The sequence below is a fragment of the Candidatus Hydrogenedentota bacterium genome (genome assembly GCA_035450225.1).
In the GTDB taxonomy this organism is placed as follows: domain Bacteria; phylum Hydrogenedentota; class Hydrogenedentia; order Hydrogenedentales; family SLHB01; genus DSVR01.
Genome location: DAOTMJ010000013.1, coordinates 49,138 through 70,788, shown reverse-complemented (window position 1 = coordinate 70,788; position 21,651 = coordinate 49,138). Strand labels below are relative to the sequence as shown.

Below are 21,651 nucleotides of genomic sequence, written 5' to 3'. Positions count from 1 at the left end.
ACCTCTATCCTATCGGTTTCGGTTCATGTCTTCCAGCAGATCGGCGAACGTGCCCAACGAAAAGCCCCGTTCGCGGACGTAGCGGAACGTCATGTCGAGCATGCGCATGTCCGGGTCGAACCGGTTCAGGCTCCACGGATGCCAGATTAAACTTACCAGCGGCATTTCATCCACAACGGCCTTGTCTATGAACGGCTTGTTGTTGTACGCGAATTCTTCTTCCGGCGTCTCGATGTAACGGGGCGGAATGGTTTCGGGCATTGCGGGCGGAAACAAACCGATCCGCACGGGACCGCAGTCATTATTGCCCTTGAGAAGATTCTCGTGCCAGCCGCACGGCGGAAACTCCCAGAGGTCCGGGTAGCCTTCCTCCGCGTAGGTGAACGGACGCACGAGCAGCGCCGGCAGCGACCATGACGGCCCCCAAGCCAGCGAACTCACATACCGGTATTTCGCTTCCGCCAGCAGACGCAACGCCTCCGGCGCGCTTTTCATGCCGTCAACGAAACTGACCGGCGCGCGAAACCCAACCACCTCGCGTCCGAAAGCGTCCTCGATCCGCCGCTTGCTGTCCACGATCTCGCGCGGGAATTGTTCGACCGGTCCCGCCTTGCCGAATTCCGGCGTGTCGCGCAGCACCATGTGCGTGTACGAATGGCTCGCGATCTCGAACAGCGGGTTGTCCTTCAATAGCGCGACATATTCCGCCTCATTCGCATCCAACAACTGCGCCACGATGAAAAACGTCGCCGGCGCCGCGTGCTTCTCATGCATGCGCACGATCCGCCGTACCGCCTCCAAACACGCCGGACTCTCCGTATCGTACGCGGCAACGTAATTCAGGGACAGACTACGAATTTCCTTGGGGTGTGGCATCTGCGTCCTTTCGTTTGGGCTTGCGGCCTCGCTTCTTGGGACGGAGCGTACGCTGGAGTAGGTCTTGAAGTCGATCAATGAAGGCTGGCGGGCCACAGGGTCGTCCGGTATGGGTATTTTGACGAATAGCGGTAATAATGGTGTCATTTTCTGTTATGGACAACCACTCGGACCAATTATCTATCACGCCAAGTGGCGGAAAATCGGATGCCAACAAAGGGTCACGGCGGAGGCCGCAATGAGCCGCTGCACTCGACCATTCGTATGCCTCAGCCCGTTCAATCATTCCCGCTCGGACAGGATTTTGCTCAATGTAGCGCGTCGCTGCCCACAGGTGCGCATCGTCCAGCGGGCTCGAGTAGAACCTTCCCTGCCATACATGCCCGCTCAGTCCCGTGCGGCTGTTGAAGCGCAACGCGTACACCGTGTGCGCGTCGCGCAACGCCAATCCCAACGACTCCTCGCGTTCCGGCACCACAATGAGGTGGATGTGGTTGCTCATCAGGCAATAGGCCCACACCGAAAGCCCGTACCGCGACGCATACTTGCCCAACAACGCCAAATACGCCTCGCGATCCGTATCCGTCACAAAGACATCCGATCTACGGTTGCCCCGCTGCGTCACGTGATGCGGAAACCCGGGCACTACCACTCGTCCAACCCGACTCATGATCCCCAGCCTAGCCGAATCTGCCCCGACCTGTCAATGAAATTCGTAGTCTGTCCCTGAAATCACAGCCATTTCGCGGCATTGGAATCGGGTGTGCAGTAGGCCGCAAGGACCTTGTTGATGCCTTTGGCGATGTTGCGGCAGTCGCGGGGGGTGTGCCATTGGTTTAGGTTGACGCTGATCACGCGATCGAAGAGGTCGTCGGCGACGGGGCAGTCCCCACGTGCATACGTCACTTTTCCGCCGACGTCCGTGTAGTGCTTGCAGGTGTACACGCATTCCGGCCCGTGGGGTCCCGCCTGCATCGTAATGGGGAACATGTATGAGTAGATGTGCCAATCCGGTGTATCGGAGCGCCCGCGCATCCCACACGACACGCCTTCCGCGCGCAGGGCCTCGACGATTTTCGCGCCCAATTCGATCGTTTCCGGGTAGAACCGCAGCAGGTAACCGACATCGCCCGCGGGGTCGTTGAGTTTCTGCGGCACGATTTCCTTGAAAGTCTTGAGTTCGCGCAGGATGCGCATCTTGACGGCGTTCGACCGTTTGACGGTGGCGGGCATCCGTTTCAACTGCACCACGTCTACCGCCGCTTCGAGTTCGGACATGCGGTAATTCGTCCCGCAGAAGATCTCGTTGTCGTAGCGCGGCGGCGCGAAACGGTCCGGTCTCCACAAGCCGCCGCACTCGGCGACTTGGTTGGCGCGCTCCCACAAGCGTTTGTCGTTCGTGACGATTAGCCCGCCTTCTCCGCCGCCGACGATCTTGTAGCACGAGATGCTGAAGCATCCGAGGTCGCCGAACGTGCCGATGCGCTTGCCCTTGAACGTTCCGCCGCACGATTGCGCGCAATCCTCGACGACGCGCAACTTGTGTTTGCGCGCGATGCGCATGATCGCGCCCATGTCGCACACGGTTCCCATAACATGCGTCGGCGCGATGGCTACCGTCCGGTTCGTGATGCGTGATTCGATTTTCTTCGGATCGATCGATAGGGAGTCGTCCACGTCGCAGAAAACCGGCACGCCTTTCGCCGTCACCACCGCCGCCGCCGTCGCGTAGAAACCGATGGCCGGGCAGATCACTTCCGTACCCGGTCCAACGCCTGCCGCCACGAACGCGCTGTGCAGCGCCGCTGTGCCGGAACTGACGCCGATCGCGTATTTCACGCCAAAGACCGCGCGCGCGACGCGTTCGAAGGCTTGGACCTTCGATTCCTTGAGTCCGGAGTAGTAGTTTCCGAGGAAAGGACCGCCGCCGAGGTCTTCCTTCTCGACCGCCTTGCGGATGGCATCGAGCGTCTTCGTCGAAAATCCGAAACGCTCCGCGACCGACATGAACTCTTCGATGCCGATCTTCGGTTCGCCCTTGCCCTCGATTTGCGTCACGGCCTTCATGCTGCCGTGCAGCGCCAGTTGTTGTTCCGCGCGCGAATTGCTCATAGTCCGCATCCTCGACGGTTTTGGTTTACGTCCACTCCTCTTCCCAAAGTATACGGTTGCTTCGGCGTCCATGCACCCTTGCCGTTTGCCGTCTCGGCATGCGTCCACCGGGCAAGATTTTCATGTTTCCCAGTCGGTGAAGCGGCGGCGCATGAGGAGGTAGAGGAAAAAGGGGCCGCCGAAAAGGGTCGTCACGATGCCGATAGGTGTTTCGCCGGGAAGGATTTTGCGCGCGAGGATGTCGCAGAAACAGAGGAATCCGCCTCCGGCGACGATGCTCGCGGGCATGAGCAGCCGGTGGCGCGATCCCGTCAGGCTGCGCACGGCGTGCGGCACGATCAATCCGATGAAACCAATCGGGCCGACTACCGACACGACGATCCCGGTCATGAGCGAACTGACGCCGAACGTGATCACTTGCAGCCGTTTGACGTTTACGCCTCGCCCTTCGGCCAAATCCGCGCCGAAACCGAGTTGGTCGAGTTTCGCGGCCTGCGCCCAGAGGATGATCAGGCACGGGGTCACGCCGAGGAACAAAGTCGCGACGGGCCGGTAGCCCAGCACGTCCACCCCGCCCATCAGCCAGCGGTCCATTGTGACCAGCCGTTCCGGATCCGCGAGATAGCGCATCAGCAGGATGCCGGAATTAGCGAGCATGCCCATCGTCACGCCGCCCAGGAGCAAGACGGACGGCGACACGCGATCCTTGCGCGCGGCAAGCAGGTAGACGATCAGGATGTCGGCCTCGGCAAAGAGAAACGCGAAGAGTTGCACCGCCGGAATTCCGAGCCACGCGCGCGGCATGCCGTAGCCCGCCACGAGCACGGTCGCGGTCCATGCGCCGAGTGCGCCCGCGCTCGCTACGCCCAGCGTGTACGGTTCCGCGAGCGGATTGCGCAGCATGGCCTGAAACGCGCAGCCGGCCAGCGCCAAACCCGCGCCCACGATCAGCGCGGCGAGGGTCCGCGGCAAACGCTGCTGGACGAGTATGCCGAGCATCGGGGATTCGGCGGGCGATGCGCCGCTGCGCCATTCATGCCATGCCTGGCCGAACGAAATCGTCTCGGCGCCAATCAGCAGGCTGAGGAAGATCGTCGCCGCGCTTGCGAGCACGATGCCCAGAAGAATCGTCGAATGTGCGCGGCGGACCATCATGAGTCCCTTTCCATGCGTGATGGCGTTTCGGCCCATACCAGCGGCGTGCCCGTGCCGGGATGCGCCACGACGCGGATGGCCGCGCCATAAGCATCCGACAACGTCTCCGCCGTCAGCACTTCCCCGGGGGGGCCCGCCGCGACGACGTCGCGTCCTTTCGCCAGCAGCACGAGCCGGTCGCAGAATCGCGCCGCCAGATTCAGATCGTGCGTGACGGCCGCGATGCCGTAGCCCCTGCGCGCCAGCCGTTCGAGGAGCGCGAATATTTCGATCTGGTGGTGGATGTCCAGCGCGGAAGTCGGCTCGTCGAGCAGCAGGAGGTCCGGTTCCTGCGCGAGAATGCTTGCCAGCAGCACACGTTGCCGTTCGCCGCCCGACAGCGTCATGAAGTCGCGCGCGCGGAGTTCCTCTGTTTCCGTGGCGTGGAGGCACCTTTCGACAACCTCTTTGTCGCGGGGCCGCATCGCGCCGAATCCCTCGAGGTGCGGATAGCGTCCGAGGCACACGACCTCGAAGACGCTCAGCGTAAAGGCCGGATTGACGGCTTGCGGAAGGAAGGCAATCACCCGCGCGCGTTCGCGTCTGCCGAAGGACGCCAAGACGCGCCCGTCGAGCGTCACGCGTCCGGCCTTGGGCTTCAACAGGCCGCACAGCACGCGCAGCAGCGTGCTCTTTCCCGAACCGTTCGGCCCGGCAAATCCCACTAGTTCGCCGCTGCGCACCGTCACCTCAAGCCGGGTAAACACGGGTCTCTCGCGGTCGTAGGCGCAGGCCACCGATTCGGCTGAAAGCGTGCGCGTCATGATGTGGGAATCGTCGCCTCCGGATGGATGTGCCGCGCAAGGATGCGCGCGATTTCGCCGACACGCGGCCCCGGACGCAACGCATGCGACTCATGGATCAGATGCACCCGCCCGTTTCGCACGGCGGGCAGCGAGGGCAGTTGCCGCCAATCGTCCGTGAATTTCGCTTGTTCGGATTCGTCGAGGTTCTCGCCGGCGTGAAATTCGAGGATGACGTCCGGCGCGCGGACAACGATGGTTTCCTTCGACGCGGTAAAATAGTTTGAAGGGCCATCCGCATAAACGTTTTCGCCGCCCGCGCAATCCACCAGTTCCGAAACGAACGAGGTCCGGTTCGCCGTGTACAGGCTGTTCAGCGTGTGGTCCGGGCGCGTGGTGATGATCAACACCTTCGGACGCGGCAACCCCTTGACCGCGTTGCGTACGGCGTCCAGTTCGTTTCGGATGCGCGCGCGCAGCGCATCGGCTTCCGGCGCGCAGTTCAACGCCTTGCCGATCGTTTCGATCCCGGCTTCAATGGATGCGAGGCTGTCCATGTTGACGTTCAACAGCGGCAGGCCCTTCATCTCCGCGTACTCGGTCACTTTACGGTTGCGCCCCGGCACGATCAACAATTCCGGCGACAGCGTGGAAATCTTCTCCAGATTCGGATCCAGATACCCGCCGACGCGCGGCAGCGCGGCTGTTTCCGGCGGATAGTCATCGAACGACCCGACGGCAATCACACGAGATCCTTGGCCAAGCGCAAACACGGTCTCCGTCAGGTGCGGCGCCATTGTGACGATGCCCTTGCGGGGCATGGGCGCCGACGGCGACCAACCGCAGCTTGTCGCAAACAACGAGAGGCCGACTGCAAATGCCCCGCAACCGACCCGGCCTGTTCGTATTACCCGACGCAATGTGCGTCCTTTCACATTACTTTACTATATCAGTTTGGCAAGGCGGCTCTTGACCTCATCCATGAAACGGCCGATGAGCGTCTGCACGAACACGTTGATGTCCAGCGAAGGGTCTTCGATCAACGGCGTCAGGTCCATGCCGAAGGTGAGTCCGGTCGTTTCGTCGGTGCCGTGCGACGCATGGTAGGTCGCATGCGCCTTGCGCCGGCCCATCGTGGCGAGGTCGTACCGTTTGCCGCCGGCCACCTGCGAATCGAACACGCCTAGCAAGGCCGCCTGCAAGTTCTCGTGTCCGGAACAGTCGAACGGGACCTTGTCCTCGTCGGTCATCCAATCGAGGTCGCGCCAGACCTCGCAGCCATATAATTTCTTCGGGCGGATATCGGCGGGCAGCGAACGGATCGCCTCAATCAATTTGACGGCGACGCCGACGTGTGTGTCGTGCTTGTCGGCGAGATTGTGCGTATAGACGATTTCCGGCCGCGCCGTTTTCAGCAAGATCGCCAAGTCTTCGACGGGCGCCTTGCTTGCCGGATCCTTGATCGCGCCACTGCCGTAATCGAGCAGCGCCTGTGCCGCATATTCGCCGACAACGGCGGCCTTCTTCTGCTCTTTGCGGCGCACCACGCGCATGTCCTCGTCCGTATAGTTCTTGTACACATCGTCGCGCGGCGACCCGCTGCCGTTGGTTACAACCACGCCCGTGAACCATTGGTCCGGCCGCTGGAAACACGCGAGGATTCCCGCGTACGCCATGATTTCGAGGTCGTCTTGGTGCGCGCCGACCGCCATGTGCGTCGTCCGCGCCAAGGCTTCCTCCTCCGGCAATCCATCCGGAATGAACAACTCCGCGGTGTCCAACTTGAACTTCATAAAATCCTCCGTTTCTTTTGGATGCATGCAATCATTGTAGCGCCGGTAGGCTCGCCGCGGCGATAGATTGCCCGACACGGCGGCTTTTTTCGTCTGGCAACTGGATATTGACCTTCGATGCAATCTCCGGAAATTCGGCGCGCAGCACTTCGTTCGCGCCATCGAGGATGATCTGTCCGCCGCTGCCCGAGGTGCACCGTCCCAGGATCAGCACATGTTTCAGTTCGTAGAAGTCGGCATAGTGCGCGATTCCGTAGCCCATGTAATAACCCATGCTGCGCCAGATGTCGCGCGCGCCGGCATGGCCGGCTTCGAGTTTGTCCTGCACGAGTTTCAGTTTGTCGGCGTCCGTCAGGTCTTTCGGGATGTCGATGCCGGCCTTGGGGGCAAGCCGGAAAACGCACTGCTGTGAGAAGTACAACGCGCCCACGCCGCGATCGCCGGACCATTCGTCCACGGGCGCGTCGGGACTGTAATCCACCGGGCAAAACGCGAGTTCGTTGAGCCAGCCCGTGATGTTGCCATCCATCGTCACGTATCCGCCGGCCTCGCTCGAACCGAGCGCCACGCCCAGCACCCCGTTGTCCTCGAGCGACATCGAACCGGCCAGGGCCGTCACTTCGCCGTCGTTGACCACCTCGAGCGGCACGCCCAACTCGTCACGTATCCGTAGAAACATGTTCCGGATTTCGCCGAAACGATCCTTCGGGATACCGCGGAACAGCGACGCGATCATCGGGCGGTTGTTGATGTAGACGCCCGCCGAACTGCCGCCGATTGCGTCCACGCGCGGCATCTTCGCCGCCGCCGTCTTCAAGGCCGTCATGATCTCATTGTAGTGGTAGGCCGGATCGCTGTTCTTGCGCGGCTCCCAGACGACCTCCTCGCTGTAAATCGCCTCGCCGTTCACGACCGCCGACACCTTGCGGTCCGACGCGCCCAAATCGAAACCGATGCGGTATCCGTCCAAATGGCGCCCGAGCGGTTGCGTGGTTTCCTTTTCGCGCGGGGCCTCGACCGGCGTGCACCATTTCACCTCGAAGGTGTGCTCGTACACGTCCTCGCCCATGAAATGGCAATCAAACTCATGCGCACCGCCCGGCGCGTAGTCTTTCGCGAGGAAATCGGCGATGAATTTCGGCCCGCCGACATACACGCGCCAGCCGCCCCGCTGCCACAATAGGAATTTCACGAGCCGTTCGGCATAGCGCAGATCCGCTTCCGCGCGCGGGTGACCTTCCGGAAACACCCGTGTGTCGAAACGCGATATCGAGCCATCGGACCGTTCCAACGCCAGCACGAGCGGCACGCCCGCGCCCGATTCGTCCACTTCCCTCAGAAATGCCCGGTTCGCCAATACCGCCGGACGAAAGCCCTCGTCCAACGGCGGCACAAAACGCGGCGCAACAAGTCTGAATGCATCCTTCATTGGCCAATCCTTTCCGTTGCAAACTCCTTCACCCGCTTCTCATTCGCGGGCGCTTGACGACTAACGAGATAGGCGCCCACAACCCGGTTTCTCGTGCGCGTGCATGTTGCCGCACTTGGACCCCGCGATTTTCGCACTCGCTAAATCACGGAAATTCAATTGGTTGCACAAATTATCCAAGACTATCTGGTTGTTTTTTATAGAAGCCGGATTCTAAGTTACTATAACATAGGGATTCACACATGAAAAAATGCTGACGCGGGTATCTCCCGCAGCCCAATTTCTCTTCGTGCTTGTCGTCATGCGCGTAATCGTGCTCGTAATCGCACTCAAAGCCCCGCGATTGTTACCTTCGCTGGATCAACGCTAATCCACCAGTTCTGCTGGAGAGAATCCACCAGGATCCACCGTTCCGGCGGCATTTCTTGTGCGCGTTATCGTAATGGCAGTTGATCGGAGGGACTTGTCCGCGCCGGTTGAGTTCATTGACTCGATTATGATTACGAGCACGAGTACGAGTACGATTACGCGTACGATGACGATCGGGATGTTCACAATGCGGATATTGAAGAAGATTGCGCTGGGCTTGGCGGTGTTGGCGTTGATAGCCGCGGCGGGCGTTGTTCTGATGGTGGGGCCGTGGCCGCTGTACTCGGATTCCCGTTATCAACAGTCCGGGTATTTCAAGAAGGCTCTGGCGGCCATTGACGCCGCGGCGGAAGAGACGCATCAGGGAAACGCCGCGGGGCCGTTGCAGGCGGGTTGGGCGGAACGGGAAATCACGCCGCCCATCGGTCACCCCATGGCGGGTTACGGGACACGTCCCAACAATAAACGCTCGACAGGGGTGCTCGAACCGCTGTATGTTCGGGTTCTGGCGCTGAACGATGGGACGAACACGGTGGTGCTGGTGGGTTCGGACATGCTTCAGACCCTGCCGAACTTGCTGGCGCTGGTCGAGGCGCGGATCTCGAAGACGGTTTCCTTGACGAATCGCAATGTCATGTATACGAGCAGCCATACGCACAGCGGCCCGGGCGGGCTTGCGCCGGGGCTGGCGGCCAAGGAATCCTACGGAGAATATCATCCTGAATACCTCACGTTTCTGGCGGACCGATTCGCTGAATCTATTGAGGAAGCCGTGAAAACGATGGCCCCGGCGCGATTGGCCCACGGTTCGGTGGACGTGCCGGAGTATATCCGCAATCGGACACGCAAAGGCCCGGTGGACTCCACGTTGAACATCGCCGTTGCGGAGAAGATCGAGGGCGGGCAACGCCTATATGTCGCGCGCTATTCCGCACACGGCACCGCTTACGGCGAGGAAATGCTGCAACTGAACAACGACTGGGCCGGCGCTTTTCAACGCGCAGTCAAGGAAAAGACCGGCTCCGCGCTGCTCTACATGGGCGGCGCGGTGGGATCGATGTGCCCGAATCCGCCGGGACCTCCCCTGCCAAAACCCTGGACGCCGGAGTTGGAGAAGGCCTTCGAGAACGACATCGAAAGCGAGATGGTCAAACAGGGCAAGAAGACGTTGGAGGAACTCCTTCGAGATCAACAGGCGCGAGTCGAGGCCATGGGCACGGCGATGGCCGATCGCTTGATTGCCGCCGCGAAAGACCTCCGAATCGAAGAGCGTGCCGACGTGGTGTCGGTCGAATGCTTCTATACGCCGCCTCCCGCACAGGTCCGCATGTTCTCGCCGAAGTGGCGATTGTCCCCGTTCGCCTTCAATCTGCTGGGCGTGCCGACTACGGGCAGGCTTCAGGCTGCACGCATCGGATCGATGTTCCTGATTGGAATGCCCTACGACCTGAGCGGTGAAATAAGCATGGCCTGGCAACAATGGGCGCGCGAACACGGTGCGGATTTGTGGGTAACGAGTTTCTCCGGTGCGTATCTCGGTTATCTTTCCCCGGACAAGTACTACCACGAAATCGGTGAGGATCTTCATTACAATCAGAACTACGAGATCGGCCAAATGAACTGGTTCGGACCGAACCAGGAAGCCTATGCGACCGACCTGTTTCACTACGTGTTTGAACGCATGGCAAACCTGGAGCATAAGGCGACGGCACTATGATCGGCGGCGCTCGACATTGATTTATCCTCATCTCTGTCCAAATGGCGGCTTGCAGAAAGCCATTTTGAGTAAATAAACAACGTTTTTTCCGGGAAAGCGTTCTTGGGACACCTTTTCTTCGCGATGAAGAAGAAGTGTTCCCGATCAATCGTATTTTGGGCCGCTCTGACATGCGGATTTGAGTTCGGAATCGCCTGGCCCGAATATCCGTGCCCTGTTTTCCATCTGCGTATATCTGCGTCATCTGTGGATCATGTGATTTTCCGCAGATGACGCAGATAGTCGCAGCTATCGAACCGATGAACGGAATAAAGAGGTAAAACGTGGCTCCTTGCGGTCTTGTGGTTTTTTTCAATTCTTTTGGACAGCAATGATTTATCCTGTACGTCTTCGACTCCCTACTGGGATTGCCGGCCCCATGAGATACTCGGAAACCAGGAAGGAAGAAGCGGATTTTTTCGACCTCTTGACAAGTATTCTATAAATCGGATATACTCCTAAATAGGAATTATCCTTGATATGAAGATCCGTGCGAAAACAGACGAACGAATGCGAACATTCGAGGAAACATGCAAACGACTGGGGCTGAAAGTCACCCATCAGCGAATGGAGATATTTCAAGCGGTGGCATCGACCGAAGAGCATCCCGACGCCCGGGTCGTCTATCGTCGTGTGAAGAAACGGATTCCCGCCATCTCGCTGGATACGGTGTACCGCAACCTCAAACTGCTTGCGGAACACGGACTGATTTCCATCCTGGGCATGAGCCGGGAAAACCTTCGTTTCGATGGCAACATGGCGCCGCACCATCATTTTTCTTGCATGAAGTGCGGCAGGATTTCCGACTTTGTGTCGGAGAAAGTCGCTGGATTGGAATTTCCTTCGGAAGCCAAAGCGTTCGGTACGCCCTTGTCGCTTCACGTGGAGGTGAAGGGAATATGCGTCGCTTGCCGGAAGAAGATAAAGCGGAAGTAGACCGGGTTGACCGCGCAGAAAGAACGCGTGAAAACGCAATGATCCAGAAAGGTGAATTGCAATGGAGAGAAAAGGGGAGTAGGCAGCAAGCGCCGCAATCCTCGAGGTTATTCTTGTTGCGTTGATAGGAATAACGGGAGCACAGGAACCACCGGGCCAAGTGCCGGCTTGTCCTGTAAAGAAGTGCGATAGCAACACGAAAGGAGATGCTATGAGTAACGACAGCAAGTGCCCGATAACTGGCAAGACGCGTACGACCGGTAGCGGCACAACGAACCAGGACTGGTGGCCGAACCAGTTGAACCTGGATGTTCTGCACCAGCGTTCCGCCAAGTCCAATCCCATGGGTGAGGAATTCAATTATGCGGAAGAGTTCAAGAGCCTTGACCTGGAGGCCGTAAAGAAGGATCTCCGCGAACTGATGACGAAGTCGCAGGACTGGTGGCCGGCGGACTTTGGGCATTATGGTCCATTGTTTATCCGTATGGCCTGGCACAGTGCGGGCACCTACCGAGTCAGCGACGGGCGCGGCGGCGGGGGTAACGGGAGCCAGCGTTTTGCGCCCCTGAATAGTTGGCCCGACAATGCGAATCTGGACAAGGCGCGCCGACTGATCTGGCCAATCAAGCAGAAATACGGCCGTAAGATTTCCTGGGCCGATTTGATGATCCTTGCTGGTAATGTCGCCTTGGAATCAATGGGCTTCAAAACCTTCGGATTTGCGGGCGGGCGTGAAGACATCTGGGAACCGGAAAAGGACATCTACTGGGGTTCCGAAGGAAAGTGGCTGGAAGACAAGCGCCACTCGGACGACCGGACGCTTGAGAATCCGCTGGCAGCCGTGCAGATGGGCCTGATTTACGTCAATCCGGAAGGCCCGAACGGCAACCCGGACCCGGTCGCGGCAGCGCATGATATCCGGCAGACCTTCGCCCGAATGGGGATGAACGACGTGGAAACGGTGGCCCTCATCGCGGGCGGTCACACCTTTGGCAAGTGCCACGGCGCCGGTGACGTAAAACATGTAGGGCCGGAACCCGAAGCGGCGGGTATCGAGGAACAGGGTCTCGGCTGGAAAAACAGCTTTGGCACGGGTAAAGGCGCCGATACGATCACCAGCGGCCTTGAGGTCACCTGGACCACCACGCCCACGAAGTGGAGCAGTAACTTCTTCTGGAACCTGTTCGGCTATGAATGGGAATTGACGAAGAGTCCGGCTGGCGCCCACCAGTGGACACCAAAAGGCGGTGCAGGCGCCGGTACCGTTCCAGATGCCCATGATTCGTCCAAACGTCACGCACCCGCCATGTTGACCACGGACCTCGCATTGCGCTTTGATCCGGCCTATGAGAAAATCTCCCGGCGATTTATGGAAAACCCCGATGAGTTCGCCGACGCATTCGCGCGGGCATGGTTCAAGTTGACGCACCGCGACATGGGCCCGCGTGCACGATATCTTGGCCCCGAGGTCCCGGCGGAAGAATTGATTTGGCAAGATCCCATCCCTGCCGTCAATCACCCGCTGATGGATGCGGCGGATATCGCCTCCCTCAAGGACAAGATCCTGGCTTCGGGCCTCTCCGTATCGGAGATGGTTTCGACCGCATGGGCGTCGGCTTCCACTTTCCGCGGCTCCGATAAGCGAGGCGGCGCCAATGGCGCCCGCATTCGGCTGGCGCCGCAAAAGGACTGGGAAGTCAACCAGCCTGCCCAGCTTGCGAAGGTGCTCAGGACTTTGGAAGGCATCCAGGGTGCATTCAACAGCGCGCAGTCCGATGGCAAGAAGGTATCGCTGGCCGATCTGATCGTTCTCGCTGGCTGTGTGGGCGTCGAGCGGGCAGCCAAGAACGCGGGGTGTGCCGTGGAAATTCCCTTCACGCCGGGACGCATGGATGCATCCCAAGAGCAAACCGATGCGGCCTCTTTCGCCGTGCTCGAACCAAAAGCGGATGGCTTCCGCAACTACCAAAAAGCCCGCTATGCCGTGCCGGCCGAGGAACTGCTCGTTGACAAGGCGCAATTGCTGACCCTGACCGCACCCGAAATGACGGTGCTCGTGGGCGGCATGCGCGTCCTGAAGACTAACGTTGGAGGTTCTCCGCACGGTGTTTTCACCAAGCGGCCGGAATCGCTGACCAATGACTTCTTCGTGAATCTGCTCGACATGCGTACGGTGTGGAAGGCAACCGCGGAAGACCATGGCGTGTTCGAGGGTCGGGACCGCACAACGGGTGCGGTCAAATGGACCGCTACGCGTGTCGATCTAATCTTCGGTTCGAATTCCCAACTCCGGGCGTTGGCCGAAGTATATGCATGCGAGGATTCTCAGGAAAAATTTGTGCAGGATTTCGTGGCGGCATGGAACAAGGTCATGAACCTCGACCGTTTCGACCTCGTGTGATCGCAAAGCAAACGCAGTGCAAGGGCGATCATGGTTGGCCGGAAAAAACGGGCGCATATTGCGAGTGCGCCCGCTTCATCCATATAATGGTCATCAGGAATAGCCGATTAGGATTTGGGATTAGTGGGATTAGGAGGAGAAACGCTCCATGCATGAGAAGAGCATTACGTTATTGAATCAAGCGATTGCCGACGAACTAAGCGCCGTTCACCAGTACATGTACTTCCATTTCCGCTGCGACGACCAAGGACTGGACCTGTTGGCAAATCTTTTCCGACGTACCGCCATTGAGGAAATGCTGCACATCGAGCGCCTCGCGGAACGCGCGCTGTTTCTCAAGGGCGAGGTCGAATTGCACGCTTCGGCTGAGGTCAAGAAAATCAGGGACGTGCGAGAGATGCTGATGACGGCGACCAAGATGGAAGAAGAAGCGATCTTGGCATACAACCGTTTCGCCAATGAGTGCTCTGCGAACGCGGACTCGATGTCCAAGAAACTTTTCGAAGATCTAGTGATGGACGAGGAACGACACTACGACCAGTTCGACACGGAACTGGGCAATCTCGGCCAATACGGAGAAAGCTACCTCGCGCTTCAATCCATCGAACGCAGCAAGACGATTGCCGCCGCCCTGGGGCCGACGGCGCCGCCTGCCTGATCGTTCGAGGAAATCGGTTGTGGCCTCTGCCCGGTCCTCTTGTGCAGGACTCGCAAAGATGACCCCGCCCGTGAACGCCAGCAGGAAATGGGCGTGGATTCGGAAAGGACCAAGGCGCCTACGTAACCGACCCGTTTCACCACGCATTTGATTGCATGACACGAAGCGTGTCTTGATGGCGCGAATCCGGAGGAATCTGTGTCTTGCTTTGGCCGGTGTCTTATTGACGCTTTTGCCACGTTCAGGCGTAGTAGCCCTATGGCTCCTCCGGACAAGCGCCGAATTGGGTTCGGCTTACAATATGAAGCGGTTCGCTTCCGATATTTTTGTTGAGGGTCTTACGCCAGGGTCTATCGGATTGTCGGAATTGGGCTTTATCCCACTGGTGGCCACCGTCCGACAAGGACCGCGCACGAGCCAGCGCCAGAGGAATGCCTCCGCCCGAGGACATGTTCTTTGCCCAAGACTTCGAAGGCCGGAATATCTTCGCCATTCCCTCGCGCCAAGTGGTCGTGGTACGCTTGGGGCTTGCGTACTTTGCTGCGACTATTCGGTACGATTCCCTTCCGGACATTCTGGCGGCGCAGCCCATGCCGGATTGAACTGGTGTAATGTCCACGGTGCAGAATTTTATTGGATTGTCCCCTCGAAAGCCCCGCCCAAGCGCCTGTCCATGCTGCACCGACTTCATGCGCGGGCCAAACACTGACTGTACGCCATGTTGTAAAAAATCCCTTCAGGAAAACCGCATACAGATATTCGCGTGGATCGGCCGGGGATTCGGCGTCACGCCTCGAGTGATAGCATGAAAACCTCGACGGGTTCATACGCGCCGTGCAGGTAAAGGGCCTCCCGCAATATGCCGGCGGAAGCAAAGCCGGTCGCCTCGAGAAACGCGCGCAATCCCCGTTCGCGCGCGGACACGGGCAGCAGTACGCGGCGCAGAACCTGCCGGCCCGCGGTTTCCTTGAGCAATGCGCGGAACCCTTTGCGGATGCTTTCGGAGGCGTAATCCTTTTCGTCGTGCATGTACAGCCACGCCGTGGCGGCGCCGGGCAGGCGCTCGGGCCGGATTTTCAACAGGCCGAACGCTTCGCCGTTCTTGCGGACAAGCACCCATTCCTGTTCGAGGGGATTGGGGTGCAGCGAGTCCATTTCGCGGTCATACTGCGTGCCGAGCATTACCCCGCTCTCATTGAACAGAAAATACGCCGATTCGTTCCAGTTTTCCCAGCGGGTCAGCAGGGGCGCGTCTGCTTCCGCGATGGGCCGCACGCCGATGGTCATGGTCAACGCCGCGCGCGCCATGGTGAACAGCGACGGTTTTTCCTGTTTTCCGAGGCCGCCGTAAATTCGGTCGAAATGAACGCCCGCCGCCACAAGTTGCTGGAAGATGGCAATGGCGGCGCCCATCCATGCGCGTTGCGCGTCGCACCAGGGTTCATGCGGACGGCGATACGATCCCGTCAGCGCGTGATGCACGACAACGCTTCCGCCGCCGCACAACCGCCGGGCCCAGCAGCGAATGCAGGGCGCGGTGGTCAATGATCCGACATCGTCGAAACGCTTGACGGCATCCTCGTCCATTGTGCCGTCGTCCAGGGAACCCAGCCGGAATTCGCCGATGCCCGCCAGCCCCGCGCAGGGATAGATGCCGCCATCCGCGTCCACGGCCAGTTCGTTCGTGCCGGCCGGGTCGCAGCGGCTGACGGGCGTTCCCGTGTAGATCCGGTGGAACAGCCAGGCTATCGGATCCAGGCGAAAATAGCGATGCTGCATCAGACGCTGGACGTAATAATCGGCGCACTGCCCAAGTCCCGCGACGACGGCCGCCGGATCAATCGCCGGATTCGCCGCATACATCGCGTCGAGATCCAGTTCGATATGACGAAATCCGGCCTCATCGAGTTCTTTCACCACGTTCCCGAATTCCGGGTGGTTCGGGCGGACAATGAACTGGCCGCTTACCCCTTCGGTGGACGGCTGGATCAATTTCGCGATGCGGCCCAGCGCCGCACCGGGAACCTGCGCCAGCTCACGCGCCAACGAGGCGGCGTCCGTATCCTCGAATCGCATCCGAACGCCAAAGGCGTGCCCTTCAAGCGTTTTCGGCGTCTTGGCGGGCGAAAAACCGTCCATGCGGACCGATGCTGCAAATTTCTTGCCCGCCAGCCGGGCCATCTTGATCGCCTGCGCGCAAAGTGCCCCGATCAGTTCGGGATGGCGTAGCGATCCGCGCACGCGAAATTCCAGTTCGAGATCTTTCTGCGCCCCGGAACGATTCAACAAAAGAGCGACCGCTTCACGGGCGCGTTCCCGCAGGTCCGCCGGCGCGGCGGCCGTGCCGCGTCCGAACCACGCGCGGCGCGCGGTGTCTTCGGGCGGCGCGTCCCCCAAAAACACCACCAAGCGTTTCAGGCCACGCTCCACCTCAAACGCCTTGAGCACGTCCGCCGCCTTGGGCGGCGTAAGGATGGATTTCGTGGCGCGAAGCCACTCCAGTTCCCCGATGACCTCCGACAATTCCCTGCGGTCATACCGGTCCTCCAGCGCGTGGAACACCGCGTTTACGCTCGATTCGGGATAAAGGCCAAGCACATCCCACGAAATCGCGTCACACTCGAAACAGAAACACGTCTCCGGATCGAGGGCAAAATGTTTCCCGCCGTATTCGAATCGGTGCAGAAGGGGAATAGGCCGCATCAATACGCCCCCAGCGTGCCCTTGGTCCGGCTGTGGTTCTCGAGCACCTTGAAGCAGAAAATGCCGATGAACGTCCACGCGATGCTGTTGACGACCAGAAAATAAAACGACGGATGGGCAAACACCGATTCGAAGATCATTTCGCCGGACGCATCCATGACATGCTGGTTCTGGATCAGCACATACTTGAGGCAGATGGCCGCGTCGGTAATTGGAAGGGCATGCGCGAATAACTGCGCCACCGTGAACCACTGGTTGATCTTGTCCGTCGCGAAAATGGCCCACCCGAAAAGACACATGCGGATGATCACGGCCACCTGCCCGGTCTGTTTGAAAACAAGGACCAGTCCCCCCACCATGAAGCCGAATCCAACCAAGTTGAAGTAGGTCAGGGCCAACAGGACCGCCGTCGGAACAAGGTCGGCGTGCAACGTGCCCTGGACGCTCTTCGATATCAGCCAGATCATCAGCGAAGACGTGAGGATGTTCGAGACGGAACTGACCGCGGACCGCGCCATGAAATTCGTCACGAGACCGTGCGGGCTCATGCAGAGTTGTTCGAGCTGACCGCTTTGCGCAAGTTCCTGAAGCCCCTGCGTGAACAGGCCGACCACCCCGAACGCGAACATTCCGATGATGAAGCCCAGCGCCCAGTTGGTCGCATCCTGGCCCGCGCCTAGTTTCGACGCGGCCTGGCCGACCGCCTGCCCCTTGTACATCATCCCGAGGACGAGCATCAGCAGCATGCTGTAACCGATGATCATACCCGTGACCGTACGGAACCAATACCGGCGCATGATGATGAACGTCCGCGCCAATTCGGCCTTCATAACCAGGAAAAAGCCCATCGAAAACCTTTCACTCTTCAGGATTAGCCGTTTGGACTCGGTAGTCGTAAGTTGCAGGATGACAGACACCCTTTCGCATTCGCGTGTCCGCAGACGGCACGAATCTTACCCGCTACGCCGTTTCTCAACCTTGCATTGCGCCTTCCACGTGACATACCGACTCCCAACTGTTTCCACCTTCTAACTTCTAACTTCTAACTCCTAACTCCTAACTCCTAACTCCTAACTCCTAACTCCTAACTCCTTCTTCTCCGGCGCCCGCGTCAGACGCAGGAAGACGTTCTCAAGGGTCTGCTGGCGTTGCGACACGGATCGAAGACGCAGTCCCAGTTCCTGAAGGCGTCGCATTGTGGCGTACAGGGCCTCCGATCGCGCTTCGATCTCCGCATCCACCGACACCACAATCAACGGGTCGTCGCCGTTTGTTTCAACAGACACGCCCCGGACTTGGGGGATGGCGTCGAGCGCCCCGGACTCCGGTGCGCGGTCCACGCGAAATTCGAATACCTGGTCCGAAAAATAATCGAGAAGTTCCGCCGTCGGTTTGCAGGCGACCAGCTCGCCGTGATTGATAATACCGATGCGATCGCAAATCTCCTGCGCGACGTGCATGTCGTGCGTGGTCACCAGGACGCACTTGCCCTGCGTGCGCGTCATCTCGAAGATCTTGTCCTTGATGTTTCGGCTGCTCTGAACGTCGAGCCCCGTCGTGGGTTCGTCGAGCAGAATGACCGGCGGATCCGCGATGAGCGCGATGCAAATGGCCAGTTTCTGCTTTTCCCCGCGCGACAGTTGCCGGACCTGAATGTTCATTTTTTCCTTGAGGCCGATGAATTGCAGCAATTCCGCCGCGCGCGCGCGCAACACGTGCCCCTTGACGTTCTTGAGATTGCCGTAGTAGATGAGATTTTCCATCGGCGTCAGCGGCCAGATGCTCGTGCGCGTGCCCTCGAGCACCACTCCCACTTTTTTGAGGATTTGCAGGCGTTTGCGCTCGACATCCATCCCGTCCACGAACACGCGGCCCTTGTCGGGCCGGACCAGCCCGGATACCATTTTCACGGTGGTCGTCTTGCCCGCCCCGTTGGGGCCAAGCAGGCCGAAGATTTCGCCGGGCTTGATGCCAAAAGCGATGCCGCGGGCGGCATGCACGGACTGTTTCTTGTGCAGCACGCGGCGGCCCGTTTCCGGATCGTTCTGAAAAAAATGATGCGTATAGAACGTCTTGTCAACGTGATCGATCTCGACCAAATACGGTTGTGTCATGATTGCTCCATGGCGCGGGCCGGACCGGGAATCGTCCGGACGTATTCAAAACATGCGACTCCGCGCAGGCCGGCGCCCGCCAGCAGCACCGCCGCACGATGGCCAGCCCGGTACTCACGCTCGATTTCAGCCAGTCCCTCGCCGCCGCAGGCTTCCGCATGCGCCCATTCCTCCAAAAAGGCTATTTCGATGTTGCGGACCGCATGCACCACGATGACGAGGATGAGGCTGCCCGTCCAATAATACAATGCGCCCAACAGGACGGCGAACAGAAAAAATTCCGCCGATTGTCCCGGCGGATTTTTGAAAAAGTGCTCGTGAACGATGCAAAAAGCGATCGCCACAACCACAACGGCCATCCACGGTGAACCCGTCAGGGCGACAAGCGCCGGCTGCGCGCTGACCCGGTACATCATTTCCTCGGCGACGCTGATGGCGATGTACTGCATCAGGACCGCGGGATTTTCGACGATAAAAGACCATAGCGGATGAAGATCAACCAGGTGCAGCGCGGCCTCGCGCACCGACGCCTGTGTAATCAGAAGACTTGCGCCGAAAACCAAATGGCCTATCAGCACCCCCATGCCGATGTCCAACGGCGAAACCAGTCGCCGGCTGAAAATGCCGTGTTCCACCCCGATCACACAGGCGAGGGCAAAAAGACCCAGTTGAAGATACCCGGCCAGAACCCGGCCGGGGGTATGCGGTTTCAGCGCCGACAGACAGGTCACGACAAATGGGGGGGACGAAAAACAGACCGGGTACAATTCCGGATGGACGGGGTCGGTGATGCCGGCGCGCCGCCGGTTGCGGTACACGGAATACGCGACATGCAGCGACAAGAGCACGAGAAAGGCCGCGGCAAGGACGCTCACGACAAGTTCTCCGGCGCGGGTTCGGATGATCGGTGATCGTCAACCATGGACGACATCAGGTTTTCGATGGAACGCGCATGCTTCGCCTTGAACGCCTCGAATTCGGAACGAAGCAGGCCGTAACCGTATACATCGTGCAACTGGCCGTCCCTAGCCACATGTTTCGGCAACACCAGTTCGCGCACCGCGCCGGACTTTTCGAAAATGCGCCACGACCGTTCGTTGAACGCGTAAATAAACGCGCCAACCCGATGCAGGTTGAGTTCCTCGAAACAATACTCCATCGCACGCACGAAAGCGATGGCCGCGACCAGCCGGTTGCGCAAATGTTTCTGGCCGATGTAGAGGTCGAGGGTACAGGCGCGGTTTCGCCAACTGATGTTCTGAAGCGACAGCATGCCGATTGGACCGTATTCCTCGGAGTCAATTACAAGATAAATTGCGCCCGGCACGGTTTGCCCCGCGGAACGCCCAAGCATCTGCACGATGGTCTCGCGGATTTGGCGGGGCGAACGGGCCGGATCGCCGTACAGAAACTGCGTGAAATCCGGATCTTCCATCCAGCCGACGACCGTGTCCAGATCCTCGCGCTCGGCACGGCGAAGGAAGGTTTTGCTCTTGACTGCCATGATGTACCTCAGACCGGGGATGCGCCGTTGGTTCGGAACAGCGAAAATGCCTCGATATTGTGCCAGCCCCCGCCCCAAAAGACAATTTCGCGCTGAATCCCGTTACTTTGAAAACCGTGGTTCAAAAGGAACCGCCGCAACGAGGATTCGGTGTCCAGCGCGTAGGCAATCAATTTGCCGAGTTTCAGTCGAACGAAGGCGTATTGCACCAGAAACGCAAAGGCCTCTTCGGCCAACGGCGTGTCGAAATGGCCGTCCTCATGAAACATCAGGACCGTTTCCATGAAACTGGCTTCAAGATTGACGCCCCGCAGCGAACAAAACCCGCGCACCACGCCCGCCTTGTCCTCCACGGCATACAACATGCTGCGGCCCATCTCCTTTTGGTTCATGACTTCCCGGATCTCGTCGCGGGTGGGAATGATGAACTCGCGCCGCCCATCCAGGAGACAGCATCGGGGACGCGACGGATCGTAAAGCCCCAACAACGCGGATGCGTCATCGGGCTCCGCCGACCGGATTACCGCATGTTGGCCCAATATCACGCGACAACGCGCCTCCGATATCCTGGCTCTCCATTCCCCCTGTCATTCCACCGTCGTATGAAATCAAGAAAAACGCCGGGACTCAACCCGCCTTCGTCCCGGCCAGATCAAAACACAATCACTCGATTAGATGGCGATCTCGTTCTTTTTCTGGTAGACAAAATCGGACCAGACCCGCCACATTCCGTTCCAAAAATCGGTTATCGCATAGGCTCTGCCTGGCGCATGCCAAGCGCCAAAACCTTTGGATGCTGCCGAAACCCGTCCAATATGTTTCATCGCGGATCTCCGAATTGCCTGGCGGAAGGCCTATTACCCCGCCGCTTCCTTCTTGATGTCCGTGCGCCAAAACGCATCCAATTGCTCACGGAATAGATCCCACCATTCCGCCAATGTATCCGCCCGTCCGGCTTGCACGGCGGTAATGCGTGCCACATGTCTCATTGCGTCCATCCTCCTTGCTCCCTATTTTACGTGCAAACACCTCTTCATGGCAAGCGGAAATAATTCCCTTGCCT

The 21,651-nt window shown here is 59.3% G+C and carries 19 protein-coding genes; 4 read left to right on the top strand and 15 right to left on the bottom strand.

All coding sequences use genetic code 11. From position 1 onward, the window contains the following. Window positions 1-9: 9 nt before the first annotated feature. The 8 genes from P5540_09550 to P5540_09515 all read right to left on the bottom strand — a co-directional run bounded on the left by P5540_09550 (window position 10) and on the right by P5540_09515 (window position 8,147). Complete coding sequence (locus P5540_09550) at window positions 10-876, bottom strand: polysaccharide deacetylase family protein (GenBank protein ID HRT65062.1); 867 nt, start codon at window positions 874-876, stop codon at window positions 10-12. Next, window positions 851-1,546 carry a transposase gene (locus P5540_09545; protein HRT65061.1) on the bottom strand — a complete coding sequence of 232 codons (696 nt, stop codon included), beginning with the start codon at window positions 1,544-1,546 and terminating at the stop codon, window positions 851-853. The genes P5540_09550 and P5540_09545 overlap by 26 nt, the downstream gene beginning before the upstream one ends. A 62-nt stretch (window positions 1,547-1,608) precedes the next feature. Continuing rightward, window positions 1,609-2,988: a DegT/DnrJ/EryC1/StrS family aminotransferase gene (locus P5540_09540; GenBank protein ID HRT65060.1), complete on the bottom strand. Its 1,380-nt coding sequence runs from the start codon at window positions 2,986-2,988 to the stop codon at window positions 1,609-1,611. 120 nt (window positions 2,989-3,108) lie between these two features. Continuing rightward, complete coding sequence (locus tag P5540_09535; protein ID HRT65059.1) at window positions 3,109-4,143, bottom strand: iron ABC transporter permease; 1,035 nt, start codon at window positions 4,141-4,143, stop codon at window positions 3,109-3,111. Beyond that, a complete protein-coding gene (locus P5540_09530; GenBank protein HRT65058.1) occupies window positions 4,140-4,946 on the bottom strand; it encodes a heme ABC transporter ATP-binding protein in 807 nt (268 codons plus the stop codon). Before P5540_09530 ends, P5540_09535 begins: the two co-directional genes overlap by 4 nt. Continuing rightward, on the bottom strand, window positions 4,943-5,722 hold the full coding sequence (locus tag P5540_09525; protein HRT65057.1) for an ABC transporter substrate-binding protein: 780 nt from the start codon (window positions 5,720-5,722) through the stop codon (window positions 4,943-4,945). The genes P5540_09530 and P5540_09525 overlap by 4 nt, the downstream gene beginning before the upstream one ends. Window positions 5,723-5,869: 147 nt before the next feature. After that, entirely contained in the window at window positions 5,870-6,718 is an 849-nt protein-coding gene (locus P5540_09520; protein HRT65056.1) for a PIG-L family deacetylase, read from the bottom strand. 31 nt (window positions 6,719-6,749) lie between these two features. Then, window positions 6,750-8,147: an ROK family protein gene (locus P5540_09515; GenBank protein HRT65055.1), complete on the bottom strand. Its 1,398-nt coding sequence runs from the start codon at window positions 8,145-8,147 to the stop codon at window positions 6,750-6,752. Between the two features lie 556 nt (window positions 8,148-8,703). On the opposite strand from P5540_09515, the gene P5540_09510 reads away from it, so the two are divergent. The 4 genes from P5540_09510 (at window position 8,704) to P5540_09495 (ending at window position 14,267) form a co-directional block, all read left to right on the top strand. Then, window positions 8,704-10,233 carry a neutral/alkaline non-lysosomal ceramidase N-terminal domain-containing protein gene (locus tag P5540_09510; protein HRT65054.1) on the top strand — a complete coding sequence of 510 codons (1,530 nt, stop codon included), beginning with the start codon at window positions 8,704-8,706 and terminating at the stop codon, window positions 10,231-10,233. A gap of 549 nt (window positions 10,234-10,782) precedes the next feature. Then, the gene (locus P5540_09505) at window positions 10,783-11,208 is read left to right on the top strand and encodes a transcriptional repressor (GenBank protein ID HRT65053.1); all 426 of its coding nucleotides are present in this window, start codon (window positions 10,783-10,785) and stop codon (window positions 11,206-11,208) included. A 211-nt stretch (window positions 11,209-11,419) separates the two neighbouring features. Beyond that, window positions 11,420-13,609, top strand: coding sequence for a catalase/peroxidase HPI (gene katG / locus P5540_09500; protein ID HRT65052.1), 2,190 nt, complete (start codon window positions 11,420-11,422; stop codon window positions 13,607-13,609). 148 nt (window positions 13,610-13,757) lie between these two features. Next, window positions 13,758-14,267 (top strand): ferritin-like domain-containing protein, encoded by a 510-nt coding sequence (locus P5540_09495; GenBank protein ID HRT65051.1) that lies wholly within the window; start codon window positions 13,758-13,760, stop codon window positions 14,265-14,267. 786 nt (window positions 14,268-15,053) lie between these two features. On the opposite strand, the gene P5540_09490 is transcribed toward P5540_09495, so the two are convergent. The 7 genes from P5540_09490 to P5540_09460 all read right to left on the bottom strand — a co-directional run bounded on the left by P5540_09490 (window position 15,054) and on the right by P5540_09460 (window position 21,577). Continuing rightward, window positions 15,054-16,970, bottom strand: coding sequence for an SPASM domain-containing protein (locus tag P5540_09490; GenBank protein ID HRT65050.1), 1,917 nt, complete (start codon window positions 16,968-16,970; stop codon window positions 15,054-15,056). Then, the gene (locus P5540_09485) at window positions 16,970-17,818 is read right to left on the bottom strand and encodes a hypothetical protein (GenBank protein HRT65049.1); all 849 of its coding nucleotides are present in this window, start codon (window positions 17,816-17,818) and stop codon (window positions 16,970-16,972) included. Before P5540_09485 ends, P5540_09490 begins: the two co-directional genes overlap by 1 nt. Before the next feature lie 222 nt (window positions 17,819-18,040). Beyond that, entirely contained in the window at window positions 18,041-19,084 is a 1,044-nt protein-coding gene (locus tag P5540_09480; protein ID HRT65048.1) for an ABC transporter ATP-binding protein, read from the bottom strand. Then, complete coding sequence (locus tag P5540_09475; protein HRT65047.1) at window positions 19,081-19,959, bottom strand: CPBP family intramembrane metalloprotease; 879 nt, start codon at window positions 19,957-19,959, stop codon at window positions 19,081-19,083. The genes P5540_09480 and P5540_09475 overlap by 4 nt, the downstream gene beginning before the upstream one ends. After that, complete coding sequence (locus P5540_09470) at window positions 19,956-20,588, bottom strand: GNAT family protein (GenBank protein ID HRT65046.1); 633 nt, start codon at window positions 20,586-20,588, stop codon at window positions 19,956-19,958. Before P5540_09470 ends, P5540_09475 begins: the two co-directional genes overlap by 4 nt. 8 nt (window positions 20,589-20,596) lie before the next feature. Continuing rightward, a complete protein-coding gene (locus P5540_09465) occupies window positions 20,597-21,133 on the bottom strand; it encodes a GNAT family N-acetyltransferase (protein HRT65045.1) in 537 nt (178 codons plus the stop codon). Window positions 21,134-21,445: 312 nt separating this feature from the next. Next, on the bottom strand, window positions 21,446-21,577 hold the full coding sequence (locus P5540_09460) for a hypothetical protein (GenBank protein ID HRT65044.1): 132 nt from the start codon (window positions 21,575-21,577) through the stop codon (window positions 21,446-21,448). Window positions 21,578-21,651 lie beyond the last annotated feature (74 nt).

Bases quoted from the DNA above. Each gene is read 5' to 3' on its own strand.
- P5540_09515 (HRT65055.1), bottom strand. From the start codon at position 8,147: ATGAAGGATGCATTCAGACTTGTTGCGCCGCGTTTTGTGCCGCCGTTG.
- P5540_09525 (HRT65057.1), bottom strand. From the start codon at position 5,722: ATGGCGCCGCACCTGACGGAGACCGTGTTTGCGCTTGGCCAAGGATCT.
- P5540_09520 (HRT65056.1), bottom strand. From the start codon at position 6,718: ATGAAGTTCAAGTTGGACACCGCGGAGTTGTTCATTCCGGATGGATTG.
- P5540_09480 (HRT65048.1), bottom strand. From the start codon at position 19,084: ATGACACAACCGTATTTGGTCGAGATCGATCACGTTGACAAGACGTTC.
- P5540_09485 (HRT65049.1), bottom strand. From the start codon at position 17,818: ATGGGCTTTTTCCTGGTTATGAAGGCCGAATTGGCGCGGACGTTCATC.
- P5540_09535 (HRT65059.1), bottom strand. From the start codon at position 4,143: ATGATGGTCCGCCGCGCACATTCGACGATTCTTCTGGGCATCGTGCTC.
- P5540_09530 (HRT65058.1), bottom strand. From the start codon at position 4,946: ATGACGCGCACGCTTTCAGCCGAATCGGTGGCCTGCGCCTACGACCGC.
- P5540_09510 (HRT65054.1), top strand. From the start codon at position 8,704: ATGCGGATATTGAAGAAGATTGCGCTGGGCTTGGCGGTGTTGGCGTTG.
- P5540_09545 (HRT65061.1), bottom strand. From the start codon at position 1,546: ATGAGTCGGGTTGGACGAGTGGTAGTGCCCGGGTTTCCGCATCACGTG.
- P5540_09550 (HRT65062.1), bottom strand. From the start codon at position 876: ATGCCACACCCCAAGGAAATTCGTAGTCTGTCCCTGAATTACGTTGCC.
- P5540_09540 (HRT65060.1), bottom strand. From the start codon at position 2,988: ATGAGCAATTCGCGCGCGGAACAACAACTGGCGCTGCACGGCAGCATG.
- P5540_09490 (HRT65050.1), bottom strand. From the start codon at position 16,970: ATGCGGCCTATTCCCCTTCTGCACCGATTCGAATACGGCGGGAAACAT.
- P5540_09470 (HRT65046.1), bottom strand. From the start codon at position 20,588: ATGGCAGTCAAGAGCAAAACCTTCCTTCGCCGTGCCGAGCGCGAGGAT.
- katG (HRT65052.1), top strand. From the start codon at position 11,420: ATGAGTAACGACAGCAAGTGCCCGATAACTGGCAAGACGCGTACGACC.
- P5540_09495 (HRT65051.1), top strand. From the start codon at position 13,758: ATGCATGAGAAGAGCATTACGTTATTGAATCAAGCGATTGCCGACGAA.
- P5540_09460 (HRT65044.1), bottom strand. From the start codon at position 21,577: ATGAGACATGTGGCACGCATTACCGCCGTGCAAGCCGGACGGGCGGAT.
- P5540_09505 (HRT65053.1), top strand. From the start codon at position 10,783: ATGCGAACATTCGAGGAAACATGCAAACGACTGGGGCTGAAAGTCACC.